This window comes from Comamonas testosteroni TK102 (genome assembly GCF_000739375.1).
GTDB classification, from domain to species: domain Bacteria; phylum Pseudomonadota; class Gammaproteobacteria; order Burkholderiales; family Burkholderiaceae_C; genus Comamonas; species Comamonas brasiliensis.
On the sequence record NZ_CP006704.1, the window covers coordinates 3,919,178 to 3,933,142 of the forward strand.

Consider the following 13,965-nt stretch of genomic DNA (forward strand, 5'->3'; position numbering starts at 1 on the left):
AAACTGTATTCAATAAAAACCAGTACAGAACGTAAGCCTAGTCCTGAATCCGGCCCAGAGCCGGGCGCTTCAATGCTCGAGCCAGGACGGAAAAAACACGCTCGTCGGAGCACTGTGAAACGTTGAAGCGCAGAAAATCTCCGGCCGACTGGGACTGGCTAAAGGAATTGCCTGGTGCAAGCACCACGCCCTCGTGAAGACAGGTGCGCGCAAGCGCTGCGGCATCGATGCCTTGCGGCAGCCGGCACCAAAGAAACATGCCTGCCTGCGGTATCAGGGCGGGCCTGACCCCCATCTTCTGCAAACGACCGGCCACCTTTTCCATCTCCTGCGACAGCCGCTGACGCACGGTTTCCATGTGCTTTCTGTAACCGCCATCCGTCAGCGTCTTCAGAATAAGTGCCTCCGCCAAACGGCCTCCACCGAAGCTCGTGGCAATTTTGAGGTCGACCAGCGCATCAATCCACTCGGGCCTGGCAGCCACGAATCCGCAACGTATGGATGCCGACACCGTCTTTGAAAAGCTGCCGATGTGGATGACGCGTGCAAGCCCGTCAAATGCAGCCAGTCTGGGCGCGTGGGTGCTCTCGAAATCCGCGAAGATGTCGTCCTCCACGATCACCAGCTCGGAGCTGTCAACGAGCTTGAGGAGTCTGTGGGCAACGAGTGGAGACAGGGCTGCTCCCGTCGGGTTGTGAATCCCCGAATTGGTGATGTATAGCCTCGGTGAATGCTCTTGAAGAGCCTTTTCGAACAAGGGCAGATCCGGCCCCTGGGCCGTGTAGGGCACTCCAATCGCCTGGACCTGATGGGCTTTGAGCAGGGCATGGAAATTGAAATAGCAGGGATCATCAACCAGAACCTTGTCCCCGGGCTTCAGCAGAAAACGGAAAATCAAGTCGATTGCTTGCGTTCCTGATTCCGTCAGCATCACCTGCTCGGGTGACGCATCGATACCCGTGGCAGCCATGCGACGGACCAGAAGCTGGCGCAAGGCCGGGTTCCCGAGAGGTGTCGAATATTCCGTCAGCTCCGACAGCGAGCCTCGCGCCTGTGCCCGCAGTGCTCGCCTCAGTCCGTCCTCGAACATCCATGTGGGCGGCAGCCAGCCACAACCGGGCCGCAGCGATGCAGGGTCGCTCTCCAACGACTGACGCGACACCCACAAGGGGTCGACAACACGGTCGAGCCTGGGCCCCAACTTCATCAAGGCAAGCGGCGCCACGGGCCCGTTGACATAGAAACCGGCACCGGGGCGCGATACGACAGTGCCTTCTGCCGCCAGTCGCTCATACGCTTCCACCACGGTGGAAACCGACATTTTCAGCAGTCGGGCCTGCTGCCGGATCGAGGGCAGCCGCGTTCCGGGCAAGATGCTTCGAGAAGCAATGCCCGCCCGAATATGCGACATGACCTGGTTGATGAGAGTACCGCTGCGCGCCATCAGAATGTCCACCGTGTTGGCAAGCACTCCACTACAGTGTGGAGTAATTGTGATTGATTGTGCCCCATGACTTGCCTGCAGAACCTCCAGACTCCCGCAAGGACAACGCACCCACTTTGCCGAAAGCGATGGGGCTATCCGGCAGGAGCCGACTCAAGGCAGGCTCTGCACCTGTTCGTCACCCATAGATTGGCAGTGCGGGACGCCAGTCATTTGCCACGCCTGTGCCTGCCAGAAGATCACCGAACAATTGGTTCACGAGCCGGAGCAAAGACCTGCCTGATGCACAAGGCGCAGGCCATGCACCGAATGCCAACAAAGCGCTCTCGACATTGGAAGTATCAAGCGTTGTCAACGCCATCCAACTGCTCTTTGCCGCCACCGGAAATCCACCTGCGAACGGCAGCCTTGAAGCAGTAGGCAGCGGTCAAGTCGCCCGCTGCGCTCCTCAGGTACCGACACCGCAAGCAGGCCATGCTAGTTCAGGCTGCGCAGTCACGGCAACGGCCATACAGCGTGATTTCATGGCTGTCGACCAGAAATCCCGCTGGCGCCAAGCTCGCCAGATTGCCGGGGCAGGCATGCACATCGAACACCCGCTGGCAGACCGTGCATTGGAAATGATGATGGTGGCCGTGCCCTGCCACCTCATACATGGGGGTGCGCTCGGGCAGGTGCACCTCATGAAGGAATCCCTCTTCGGCCATCGCCTTGAGTGCCCGGTACACGGTTGCAATGCCGAGCCCGGGTAAGCTTGCCTGCGCCAACTCCAGCACCTCCTGTGGCGCAAGCGGCCTGTCGGCCTCTGCCATGGCCTGCTCAATGGCCGCGCGCTGCTTGGTGGATCGTTGCTTGGAGGTGTTCATCGTGGCGAGGCGGGGTCAATAGCGACAGGAGGCCGTATTGTGCCGTGGCTCGATCCTAGAGGTACTTGAGCCAGGTAATGTCGCGCCGGCGCTGCTTGAGTGCGGCAAACCAGCTTGCTGCGGGATACAGAGCCACGGCCAGCAGCGCTGCGATCGCCCACAGCCAAAGCAGGCTGCTCAGTCCGAACAACTGTCCCTGGTTGGCCCCCCAGAACGCCACCGCCGCCAGGTACATGAACTTGAGCACGTACAGGTGCAGCACATAAAAGAACATGGGTGCGGCCCCCAAGGTGGCCAGCATTTGCAGCCCGGTGCGGCCTGCGGCGTTCTCGAAGGCGCATAGCAGCAGCAAGCCGATACCGAGCGTCAACATCAGGAACAACAGCGAGGGCGGATACTTGGTGACGTTGAACCAGGACATCAGTGTCTGCAGCGCATTCGTACCGGCCAGCCAGGGCGCATCACCATAGACATTGAGCGTGCGCAGCATCGCAAAGCCCAGCAGGGAGGCAATGCCTGCCATCAGCAGACAACGGCTGCGCTGCGCCGAATCACAGGCTTTGCCAAACCACGGACCGATGCCGTAGCCCAGAGCAATCACGCCGATCCAGGGCAGCAGAGGATAGGACGTGCGCAGTTGCACTCCAGCCAGCTCCAGCCAGCCACGGTCATGCAGGATCGCCCAGGGCATATGCATCACGTGGCCCGCAGGAAAATGCAGACCATCGAGCAGGTTGTGCCCCGCAATCAGCACCAGCCCCAGCAGCAGCAATGCCTTGCGTGGCAGCCATACCAGCACCGACAGGGCCAGCATGGAGAGACCGATCGCCCAGATCACCTGCAGAAAGATCTTGGCGGGAGGAAATTGGAAGGTCCAGGCAAAGTTGACGACCGTCACCTCCAGCAGCACCAAGAACAGGCCGCGCCGCCACAAAAAGCCGGATGCGGTGCGCGCCTGAGCAGCCCCGGCATGCCGGCTGGCATACAGATACGCCCCCAGGCCCGTCAAAAACACGAATACCGGCGCACACAAATGGGCCAGCATGCGCGGGAAAAACAGGCCGGGCGGAGTGTCAGCCACGACCATGGGGTCGGGAACCTGCAGATGCAGATAAAAGGTTTCACGGACATGGTCGAGCAACATGAACAGCATGACCAGACCACGCAGCGCATCGATCGATTGCAGACGGCCAGCACTTGCTGATGGAGAAGACAGAGAGGACAAGTTGTTGGCTTTATTGATATCGAATTATCAATATCATAACAATTCATACCCGGTGTCTGGCGCAGACATGCTCGATTTCACCTCCGCTTCCAATGCGCAGGTCGAGGACCCGGTCGACAGCCCGAGCCTTGGACAGCTCTTCCAAGCTTCACATGAGACGCTGCATATGAACGGTCTGCCATAGCGGGTCTTCTTCGCGCTCGATCACCGCAAAGCCCTGTCTTTGCCAGAACTCAAGAGCTCCCTGCAGGAATGGATGGGTGTGCAGATAAAGCACTTGCACCTGCTGGGCCAGAGCATGGCGCATCAGCACATCCAGCATCGCCTGCCCCACGCCTGAGCGCCGGAATTGCGGCGCGACAAACAGGCGCACGACCTCGACCACCTTCTGCGGTCCGAAATCCAGTTGCGCAAATCTGCCGTCATAGTCCCGGCAGGCAATCGTGGCCTGCATGCTTTGGTCAGCATCGAGAGCCGCCAGCATGCAGCCGCTGCCCGACAGATAGGTCTCTTCGAAATGGCGAAGATCCTCGGGAATTTCCAGTGAAGCGATGCGCCCTCCGAACATGGAAACACGTGCGCTTTGCAGAAAGCTGTGAACCTGATGCAATTCACGAACGCGCTGGATGGAAACGTCTTGCAAGCGGGGCATGGAGAGGCAATCCGAGCTCATTCGTCGTCTTGGCTTGGGACTGTTGCTACAAAATCAGCTACATTACCGCAACTTTGGTTTCACAAGAACATGCGTGCGCTGCGGCGAATGCATGAGGGAATCCAGTGGTCAGGCACCTTCGGGGCCGGCCCGTGAAATGGAACTGCCCCCGCAACTGTAGGCAATGAGCCAGCCATCACACAGCCACTGAACATCTGTTTGGGAAGGCGATGAGCCAGCGATGATTTGCCAGTCAGGAGACCTGCCAGAGCACCAACAATTCATTGCCGGCGGGGTGTCCGGGAAGTGAGCATTTCATCGCTCCGCTAACGTGCTGCCACTCAAGGCAAAGTTCAGGCGCGTGTCCTGCTATGTCTTCCAAGGTGCTTTTCGCCGCTTCTGGAAAGATATTCCGATGCTGCTTCGAAGCCTTGCCAGCACTGCCCTGCTCGCTACCGCATTTTCCGCTCATGCAACCGACTTTCCTGTGCAACTGCAAAACTGCGGCTACACCCTCACTCTCGACAAGGCGCCCACCTCGGTGGTCACCATAGGTCAGGCCGGCACTGAAATGCTTTATGCCCTCGGCCTGGGCGACAAGGTTGTCGGAACAGCGCTCTGGTTCAACCCGGTACAGCCCCGCTTCAAGGCTGTCAACGACAAGGTGCCACGCCTGTCCGACAACATTCCCAGCTTCGAGTCGGTCCTCGGCAAGCGCCCCGCCTTGGTGGTTTCGCAGTTTGAATGGATGGTGGGCAAGGATGGCGTGGTGGGCACGCGCGAGCAATTCCATGATCTGCGCATCGCCACCTATGCCATGCCTGCCGACTGCGAAGGCAAGAACAATCTTGTGGGATCGGACGGCACGCGTACTGCCAGCTACGACGTGAAAGCCCTGTACAAAGGCATTCGCCAGCTGGCCCAGGCTTTTGATGTCGAGGCCCGCGGCGAAAGCCTGGTCAAAGCGCTGAGCGATCGCCAGACCCAGGCCGTGGCCAAGGTCAAATCCTCGGGGCTCCAGAACCTGTCTGCCGCACTGTGGTTCTCCAGCGCAGACCTGGCCGCCGACCCCTATATGGCCGGCAAGAACGGCGTGGCCGGCTACATGATGCAAGCTCTGGGCTTGCGCAACGTCATCACATCCGCAGAGGAGTGGCCGACCGTAGGCTGGGAGACGATTGCCAGGGCCAATCCCTCGATTTTGATCGTTGCCCGCATGGACCGTCGCCGCTTCCCTGCAGACGACTACCAGAAAAAGCTGGACTTCCTCAAGAAGGATCCCGTCACCCAGCACATGGATGCCGTCAAGAACGGCCGCATCGTGATCGTCGACGCCGATGCCCTGCAGGGATCCATCCGCCAGGTGGACGGCATGGAGCAGATTGCCAATGCGGTGCTGAAGATCGAAGGCCTCTCCAAATAAGCCAGGCATCAACGAAGTCCGCATGCCGGCGCACCTTGCCCCGGCCGCTGAGCCATGAATACCTACACGCCGAGCCTTTCCAGACCGCATCTACCGGCCGGCCGGTTGCTGCGCGCCGCCCTACTCGGGGCCGCAGCAGCGGCCTTGCTGCTGCTGGCCGTCGTGTCCGGCATAGCGATTGGCGAGACCGATATCTCCGCCCGCATCGTATACGAGGTGCTCGCAAATCAAATGCTGGGCACCAGCTACGTCATAGACCCCATCAATGCGGGCATTGTCTGGAATTACCGCCTGAGCAGAGCCCTGGTCGCAGCCAGCTGCGGGGCCGGGCTGGCCGTCTGCGGCGTTGTTCTGCAGTCCCTGCTGCGCAATGCCTTGGCCGAGCCCTACCTGCTGGGCATTTCAGCAGGCGCTTCCACGGGGGCCGTGCTGGTTTCGGTCGCCGGCCTGGGTGCGGGCTTGGTATCGATGAGCACCGGGGCTTTCCTCGGAGCAGTTTGCGCATTTGCCCTGGTGGCCTTGCTGGCCCATGCCGCTGGCAATGGCGGCCTGCGTAACGGCGGGCAAATCGTGCTGGCCGGCATTGCCGGCTCGCAGCTGTTCAATGCGCTGACCTCGTTAATCATCACCAAGTCCGGCAGTGCCGAGCAGGCGCGCGGCATCATGTTCTGGCTGCTCGGCAACCTGAGCGGCGTGCGCTGGCCCGATACGGTTTTGACGGCATCGGTGACTATGGCAGGAGTGCTGGTGTGTCTGATGCATGCCCGCTCTCTGGACGCGTTCACCTTCGGCAGCGAATCGGCCGCCGCGCTGGGAGTGCCCGTGCGCCGCGTGCAGCTGACCCTGCTGCTGGCAGCTGCCTTGATGACAGCCGTCATGGTTTCCGTGGTCGGAGCGATAGGCTTCGTGGGCTTGGTGATTCCTCATGCGGCCCGTCTGCTGGTTGGCGTGCGCCATGGGCGCCTGATCCCGGCCAGCGCCTTGATCGGAGCCATCTTCCTGATTGCCGCCGATGTGGTTTCACGCACCCTGATCAAGGGACAGGTTCTGCCCATTGGCGTCATCACCGCCCTGGTCGGCGCGCCGATGTTTGCCGGCATTTTGCTCAGAGGCCGAAGAGGTCATGCATGACGCCTGACCCCCTCGCCAAGCCGGACATTGTCGCGCTTGAAGCATGTGATATCAGCTGGAAGGCGCGTGGCACAGCCATTGTCCAGCAGGTCTGCCTGCAAGTGCAGCCGGGTGAAATGCTGGGACTCATAGGGCCGAACGGCTCGGGTAAATCCAGCCTGCTGCGACTGCTATCCGGTGTGCTCAAGCCCAGCTCGGGCGAGGTGCTGCTGGGGGGACAGGCACTGCGGCGCCTGCCAAGGCGTGCCGTGGCGCGCCGGCTGGCCTTGGTGGCGCAGGACGCCGACACCCTCGATGCCATCACCGTGGCCGAGGCCGTGGAGCTCGGGCGAACGCCCTGGCTGTCCGCGTTGGCTCCTTTGTCGGCCGCCGACCAGAACATCGTCAAAGATGCGCTGCGCGATGTCGGCCTGCTATCCAAGGCAGGCAGCCGCTGGAACACCTTGTCGGGCGGCGAGCGCCAGAGAGCACATATTGCACGGGCTCTGGCGCAACAGCCCCAGTTGATGCTGCTCGACGAACCCTGCAACCACCTCGATATCCACCAACAACTGTCGCTGATGCAGCTGATCCGGAAGCTTCCCATCACCAAGGTGATCGCGCTGCACGACCTCAACCAAGCCATGGCCTGCGACCGTCTGGCCGTCATGCATCAGGGCCGCCTGGTTCAGCTGGGCAAGCCCCTGGAGGTGCTGAGTCCGGATTTGCTGCAGCAAGTCTTTCAGGTTCAGGTGCGCGCCTTGCTGGATCCGGAAGACGGCAGCCACGTGCTGCGCTTTCAAGCGATGGCCAGTCACTAAAACCGAAAGTTCCTCATGCCTGCTCCCAGCGCCATCCGTATTGCCGCCTTGCTTGCCTGCAGTTTGTCAGGGCACTTCGCCACAGCAGAAACCGTCGAAATCAAGATGCTCAACCGAGGTCCTCACGCAGCCATGGCGTACGAGCCCGAGTTCGTCAGGATCGCAGCAGGCGACAGCGTCAAATTCCTCGCGACCAGCAGCGGGCACGATGCGGTATCCATCGCGGGGATGGCGCCGGCAGGCGCGACGCCCTTCAGAGGCAAGACCAATCAGGAAATCACGGTCACCATGACCGAGCCAGGTCTTTACGGCGTCAAGTGCCAGCCCCACTATGCAATGGGCATGGTGATGCTGATCCAGGTCGGCGACAGCCCCTTGTCCCAGCTATCCGTACCGGATGACGTGCCTGAACAGGCGAGGCAGCGCTTCCAGGACATCGCTGCACGCGCCCAGACCGCAGCCCGAACATCCAGAGAGCCACACCATGGCCAATGAAATCCGGCCCATCGGGCCTGCAGCCGCCACTGAAAAGATCCATTCGATGAGAGTCCGTGTTTGTCGTCTTTGGGCACTGCGCACCGTCATGCTATGCGCCAGTGGTGGCGCTGTTGCCGGTGCACAAGATGACGCCAAAGGCTTTGTCGAGGGCGCTGCACTCCATATGCAAAACCGCATGCTGCTTGAACAGCTCGACTACCAGAAAGGAAGCAGCTTTCGTGCGGCCAGCGGACAAAGAGGTCAGACACTGGCCCGAGAATCGGCTTACGGCCTGATGCTCAATTACGAATCGGGCTACACGCAGGGCGTTCTCGGCCTGGGGCTCGATGCACATGCCTATGGCGCCGTCAATCTGGGGACACAGGCCGAGCATGCACGGGCAACGCCTCGCTACGTGGCCAAGGATGGGCAAGAGATTGCGGATAGCTTCGGTCGTGCCGGCGCTGCACTGAAAGCCCGAATCTCTTCCACGGAACTGAAAGTGGGCGAGATGCGGACCAAGACACCGATCTTCAGTTCGTCCGATACCCGATTGCTGCCTGAAAGCAATCGGGGCTGGCAAGTCACCAGCAGAGACATCCCCACACTCACGCTGCAGGCCGGGCGATTTACCGGCTGGGCCGACCGCAATGCGCGCAAGAACGGTGCCGACCTGCTGGGCAACTATTCGGGCGTAACCAGCGGCTCCTTCAGCTTTGTAGGCGCAGCATGGGACACTCCCGTTCCACATCTGACGCTGAGCAGCTACTACGGACAATACGCGGATAACTGGAACACCGCGTACCTGGGAAGTTTTTACAAGCTTCCTCTGTCAGACAAGCGTGCGCTGTCGTTCAACCTGAACCTCTATCGCAGCACCGATACCGGCAGGGCCAGGTCTGGCGAGATTGACACCACCACCTGGAGCCTGATGAGCAGCTACGTCGCAGGCGCTCACAGATTCGGCCTCGGCTACCAGAAGGTCAACGGCAACAATCCGTTTGACTATGTGAACCGCGGCTCCATCTGGTTGGAGAACGCCATGCAGCTGTCCGACTTCAACGGCCCGCGCGAAGCGTCCTGGCAACTCAAATACGATGTGGACCTGGGTTCCATCGCCACCCCGGGGTTGAGCGCGGGCGTTGCCTACACCAGAGGCTCCGGAATCGACAATAGCCGCCTCAATGCCGTGTATGCCAGCTACCTCGGCTATTCGGGAACCCAGGGCAAGCACTGGGAACGCGACCTTCTGCTCAGATACACGGTGCAGCATGGGGCGGCGAAGCATCTGAATTTGCAGCTGCGCTACGGCGTGCATCGCACCAACAAGGCCCAAGGCGAGGCCAATATGAATCAGCTTCGACTGCAGGCGGAATTGCCGTTCAAGATCCTGTAGACCTGGACAAGTCCGGCAATCCAGCGATTCGTTGGGACTGCGTTTTCGGGCCAGCAAAAAGCCCCGGCACTGGGGCCGAGGCTTTGGAATTGGCGCCAGGGGTCAAGCCATCTTTCAGTGCTACAACCAGAACCCAGCGCTACGCATCTTGCCTTTGAAATGTGACAGCCAGATGGCAAAAGTCTCAACCCGTTAGCGGCAACCCGCACAAGCCGCCCTCTTGCAGGGCACCCACAATATTGATCGCCGCCGGCCTGACTCTGGCTGTCTGGCCTTCTGCCGCGTTCCCGTCTGTGGTCCTCTCTCTTGCCGGCCTGCATGCCTTGGTCTCGGCGTTCATGGCCGGCTCTTTGGCCGCCGCTTCCTCAACCCTTAGTCCTCAACGTCAAAGGGTTATTTGTGAACGATTCTCAATTGCGTTTATGATTCATCCCATGGTGCAGCAAATCGCTGTACCGCCTCTTCATCGTGGGGCGCTGACAAGCAGGGGCTTGCAGCGTTTTAGCTAGCCAGCGGCCCTCTCCTATTAGCCAAGCCTTTTTTCCACGATCGAGCCTCTCAGCTCTGCAGCAAGCGCTGCTGCGGTCTTGCAGTCCTTGCATGACAACTTCCACCTGGATGCCAAGAGCGCTTTAACCTCCACACCCATCACCCTGCGCAGCCTATCAGCCGCGCGATGCGCAAGGGCCGGCCACCCGGCGACCATCTCTGCCAGCACCGCTGGCTCATTACGATTTGCGCATAAAAGAGCAATGCTTTATAATATCTGCGTTGCTGCGCGGCACTTGCCCTGCGCAGCATCTCTCAGGCAGATCTCACGTTGCCCACGCTCGGCTACATACAGCCGGAGCATTCCCTGGCAAGAAGCATGAGCCACCCGCAAGCGGGCTGGCTTATTTGATCCCGACTCGTCAGAGCCGGATTCCTTCATTTTTCATTGGACGGCATGCCCTGCCCAGGGTTGGTGCCGCCCGTTGACTCGATATGCACACAGAACAAATCACAGAGCGTGTCGGCAACTACATTGTGACTGCCCTCACCCAAATGACTCACTCCGGCAAGGTTGCTGCAGCGGTTTCCATCCGTCGCGGAACCTATGACCGGATTTTCAGATTTATCCGCCAGTTCGACACCCCGGACATGGCCAGCAAATATGCACTCGCCGAAGGGCGCAGTATGGTGCTGGACAACCAGTTGAACTGACCTTTTTGTTGAAAGGAAATGTTTTGGCCAAAGAAGAATTGATTGAAATGCAAGGCAGAGTGGACGAAGTTTTGCCGGACGCCCGTTTTCGTGTAACGCTGGACAACGGCCACCAGCTGATTGCCTACTCCGGCGGCAAGATGCGCAAGCACCGCATTCGCGTGCTGGCAGGCGACAAGGTAACGCTGGAGATGTCTCCCTACGATCTGAACAAGGGTCGCCTGACCTTCCGTCACATCGAGCGCTCCAACAACAGCCATCCCGCGCCGCAGCAGCGCCGCCACTAAGCATCAGCAGTGGATCTGGTGGACGGCCCCCGACCACCAGCTTCGGCGCTGCGCAAGCGCCCGCTCAGCAGCATCGTGCCAACATCAGGGCTCTGGCACCGGAATTCGCTTGAGGCAGGCTCGCGCCACTTGGCGCCAGATGCTGCATCACCTCCGAAGTCGGCAGTCAGCCTTGACCGACATCCCTTAGGCATGCGGAAGCCGGAGCAGCAAGGCTGCAACCGGCCTCACCCCAACTATCCCTCCAAGAACTCTGCGCCCCATGGCATGGCTGCTATCGCCCTGCTGATGGTGCCGCACTGTCAGGCAGGCCATCATCGAACTGGCCTTGCAGGCATCCCGGCGCCGCGGCCCGGGAGGAATGCCTGGACCCGGAAGCCATGGCATTCACGGGTTCGTGTCTACCGAAGTCCACGTCAAAACAGCCCTCGAAGAAAAGCTACTTAATACATAGCTTCTTCCGCTGTCCAATTCTCCATTTCAGATGGAAAATAGTCTGAAGTTCCCGTATTTACTGCGTAAGGCGCTCATATTTTTTATGAGCATGGAACAACAACCCACGCACAAGCCACAGCCACAGCGCGAATTGCGCTCATGAATTGATACAGTCTCCTCGGTGCATTGCGCTTATGCTCGCAGCGTTTTGAACACCGATGCAGCCATGGCTCCGGCCTTTGACTGCCCCATCCAGAATGAAGAAAACCCTTGCTCTCGTTTCCATCTGCCTGCCCATGGCGCTGATTGCCACACCTCTGACCAGCCTGGCACATGACCGCCATCATCATCACCATCACCACAAGCGCGAGCACAAGGAAGAGTACTGGGATGGCCAATGCAAGGTGGAGCGCAAGTGGAAGAGCAACGGCGAGTACAAGGAAAAGCGCAAGTGCAGGAGCCGTCCCGCGGCCTACCATGTACCCCAGCCCGTGTACATGGCCCCGCCCCAGCCGGTCTATGTCGCGCCGCAACCGCAGGGGCTGGTGATTGATTCGCGCATCGTGCTCAGGCCCTGAGCCGCTATCCGTCCAGCAGGCTGACGGCCTCTGCCGCAATCAGATCCCAGACCAGATGCGCGACGGGCGATAGTTCACGCTGCTGGCGCTTGACCAGCATGATGCTGCGCTGCACCCGGGGCACCAGGGGACGACTGACCAGGAGCGCACCGCCAGCCGCCGCGACAGTGGCGGTCTGCGCAGCCCAGGCCGAAGGAATAGCGAGACGCGGCACCACGCTCAGACCCAGACCCTGCTGCACCATGCTGTAGATGGTGGTCGTATGCCCCACCTCCTGAACCACCGATGCCGCCGCGCCATGGGCCTGCAGCGCGGCATCGATCAGGCGGCGACTGCCCGATGCATGGTCCAGCAGCACCAGGGATTCGCCCGCCAGCTGTGCCCAGTGCACCTCTTTCTTGCGCGCCAGGTCATGCGAGGAAAGACAGACCAGACAAAAGGGCTCGGCCAGAATGGTCTGAGCATGCAGATCCTGTTTCTCGGAAGGGTCGATCACCACGCCAAAATCCACCTCGCCGCTGCGCACGCTGAGCAGCACATCGCTTTGAATGCGATCGAGCAGCTGGATATTGACGCCCGGCGACTGCTGCCTGCCGCGCGCAATGCATTGCGGCATCAGGTGGGCGGAAAGCGTGGGACTGCTGGCCACCTTGACCCGGCCCTTGCGCTGTGTCGCCAGGCCCTGCACCTCCAGCAGACAGGCATCCAGATCCTCCAGCACGCGCGAGAGATTGCCCAGCAGCAGACGCCCGGCTTCGGTCAGCTCCACCTCACGCGTGGTGCGATGCAGCAGCAGCAAACCCATGGCTTGCTCCAGATCCGTCACATTGCGGCTGACGGCAGGCTGCGTCAAGGCCAGGGCGTCGGCGGCGCGGCTGAAACTGCTGCTTTGGGCCACTGCCACAAAGGCTCGCAGTTGACGCAGACTGATATTCATATCGAAAAATTATAGGTCTATCGAATAAATCCATTTCTCTTTTAAATGGATTGCGTGTCCAATACGCAGCCATCGCGCACCGACCCGGTGCCTTGCATGGATGGCTTCAGCTCAAGAATATGTCTCGCCCCCGCTTTCTCCCCGATAACTTCACGCTGGCACTGATTGCCACCGTCATCCTCGCCAGCTTTCTGCCCGCATCGGGCCAGGTGGCTGAATATGTGGAACTTGTCACCACCGGCATCGTCAGCCTGCTGTTCTTTCTGCACGGCGCCAAGCTCTCGCGCCAGGCCATCCTGGCGGGCATAGGCCACTGGCGCCTGCATGTCTGGATCTTCATCGCCACCTTTGTGCTGTTCCCCGTGCTGGGGCTGGCACTGCGCCCGGTGCTTTCGCCCCTGGTCACCACCGAGATGTATATCGGCGTGCTGTTTCTCTGCACCCTGCCCGCCACCGTGCAATCGGCGATTGCCTTCACCTCCATGGCGCGCGGCAATGTGCCTGCGGCCGTGTGCAGCGCATCGGCCTCCACCTTGCTGGGCATTCTGGTCACGCCGATTCTGGTGAGTCTGGTCCTGCACAAGAATGCGGAAGGCGGCGATGCATTGCATGCCATTGGAAAGATTGCCATGACGCTGCTGCTGCCCTTTGTCATCGGCCATCTGATGCGCCCCGTGATCGGCGGCTTCCTGCAGCGTCGCGCTTCCATCATCAAGCTGGTGGACCAGGGCTCCATCCTGTTTGTGGTCTATGCCGCCTTCAGCGCCGCAGTCATCAGCGGCCTGTGGAAGCAGACGCCGATTCCCTCACTGCTGGGCTTGATCGTGCTGTGCTCCATCCTGCTGGCCGCCGTGCTCTTCATCACCACCTGGGGCGCACGTCGCCTGGGCTTCAGCAAGGAAGACGAGATCACGCTGGTCTTCTGCGGCTCCAAGAAAAGCATGGTCAGCGGTATTCCCATGGCCAATGTGCTCTTTCCTGCCGCATCCGTGGGCGCGATCGTGCTGCCGCTGATGCTGTTCCACCAGATCCAGCTCATGGTCTGTGCGGTGCTGGCGCAGCGCTATGCCAGGCGGGTCCAGATTGCCGATCAGACCACGACCCATTAGGA

Annotated in this window: 14 protein-coding genes and 1 riboswitch; of the genes, 9 read left to right on the plus strand and 5 right to left on the minus strand. The window is 60.4% G+C overall.

Annotated elements, in window-relative coordinates; all coding sequences use genetic code 11:
- Positions 1-37: 37 nt before the first annotated feature.
- The 4 genes from O987_RS17790 to O987_RS17805 form a co-directional block, all read right to left on the minus strand.
- Entirely contained in the window at positions 38-1,444 is a 1,407-nt protein-coding gene (locus O987_RS17790; protein ID WP_029158298.1) for a PLP-dependent aminotransferase family protein, read from the minus strand.
- Positions 1,445-1,926: 482 nt separating this feature from the next.
- Positions 1,927-2,310: a Fur family transcriptional regulator gene (locus tag O987_RS17795; RefSeq protein ID WP_003053614.1), complete on the minus strand. Its 384-nt coding sequence runs from the start codon at positions 2,308-2,310 to the stop codon at positions 1,927-1,929.
- A 55-nt stretch (positions 2,311-2,365) separates the two neighbouring features.
- The gene (locus tag O987_RS17800) at positions 2,366-3,535 is read right to left on the minus strand and encodes a DUF1624 domain-containing protein (protein ID WP_080553870.1); all 1,170 of its coding nucleotides are present in this window, start codon (positions 3,533-3,535) and stop codon (positions 2,366-2,368) included.
- A 148-nt stretch (positions 3,536-3,683) separates the two neighbouring features.
- Positions 3,684-4,187 (minus strand): GNAT family N-acetyltransferase, encoded by a 504-nt coding sequence (locus O987_RS17805; protein WP_043373841.1) that lies wholly within the window; start codon positions 4,185-4,187, stop codon positions 3,684-3,686.
- A 58-nt stretch (positions 4,188-4,245) separates the two neighbouring features.
- Positions 4,246-4,472, plus strand: a riboswitch (cobalamin riboswitch).
- A 202-nt stretch (positions 4,473-4,674) separates the two neighbouring features.
- Here O987_RS17805 and O987_RS17810 point away from each other — a divergent pair.
- The 8 genes from O987_RS17810 (at position 4,675) to O987_RS17850 (ending at position 11,917) form a co-directional block, all read left to right on the plus strand.
- Positions 4,675-5,610 carry an ABC transporter substrate-binding protein gene (locus O987_RS17810; protein ID WP_235214178.1) on the plus strand — a complete coding sequence of 312 codons (936 nt, stop codon included), beginning with the start codon at positions 4,675-4,677 and terminating at the stop codon, positions 5,608-5,610.
- Between the two features lie 54 nt (positions 5,611-5,664).
- The gene (locus O987_RS17815) at positions 5,665-6,741 is read left to right on the plus strand and encodes a FecCD family ABC transporter permease (protein WP_200879562.1); all 1,077 of its coding nucleotides are present in this window, start codon (positions 5,665-5,667) and stop codon (positions 6,739-6,741) included.
- On the plus strand, positions 6,738-7,541 hold the full coding sequence (locus tag O987_RS17820) for an ABC transporter ATP-binding protein (RefSeq protein WP_019042118.1): 804 nt from the start codon (positions 6,738-6,740) through the stop codon (positions 7,539-7,541). Before O987_RS17815 ends, O987_RS17820 begins: the two co-directional genes overlap by 4 nt.
- Before the next feature lie 15 nt (positions 7,542-7,556).
- Positions 7,557-8,036, plus strand: coding sequence for a pseudoazurin (locus O987_RS17825; protein ID WP_043373845.1), 480 nt, complete (start codon positions 7,557-7,559; stop codon positions 8,034-8,036).
- Positions 8,037-8,082: 46 nt separating this feature from the next.
- Positions 8,083-9,414: an OprD family outer membrane porin gene (locus O987_RS17830; protein ID WP_051962310.1), complete on the plus strand. Its 1,332-nt coding sequence runs from the start codon at positions 8,083-8,085 to the stop codon at positions 9,412-9,414.
- Between the two features lie 984 nt (positions 9,415-10,398).
- Complete coding sequence (locus O987_RS17840) at positions 10,399-10,617, plus strand: hypothetical protein (protein ID WP_003053604.1); 219 nt, start codon at positions 10,399-10,401, stop codon at positions 10,615-10,617.
- Positions 10,618-10,640: 23 nt separating this feature from the next.
- The gene (gene infA, locus O987_RS17845) at positions 10,641-10,904 is read left to right on the plus strand and encodes a translation initiation factor IF-1 (protein ID WP_003053600.1); all 264 of its coding nucleotides are present in this window, start codon (positions 10,641-10,643) and stop codon (positions 10,902-10,904) included.
- Positions 10,905-11,596: 692 nt separating this feature from the next.
- Positions 11,597-11,917, plus strand: coding sequence for a hypothetical protein (locus O987_RS17850; protein ID WP_043373851.1), 321 nt, complete (start codon positions 11,597-11,599; stop codon positions 11,915-11,917).
- A 4-nt stretch (positions 11,918-11,921) separates the two neighbouring features.
- On the opposite strand, the gene O987_RS17855 is transcribed toward O987_RS17850, so the two are convergent.
- Positions 11,922-12,854, minus strand: coding sequence for a LysR family transcriptional regulator (locus O987_RS17855; protein ID WP_043373853.1), 933 nt, complete (start codon positions 12,852-12,854; stop codon positions 11,922-11,924).
- A 119-nt stretch (positions 12,855-12,973) separates the two neighbouring features.
- Here O987_RS17855 and O987_RS17860 point away from each other — a divergent pair, with 119 nt between their 5' ends.
- Positions 12,974-13,963: a bile acid:sodium symporter family protein gene (locus O987_RS17860; protein WP_043373855.1), complete on the plus strand. Its 990-nt coding sequence runs from the start codon at positions 12,974-12,976 to the stop codon at positions 13,961-13,963.
- The last annotated feature ends 2 nt before the right edge of the window (positions 13,964-13,965 follow it).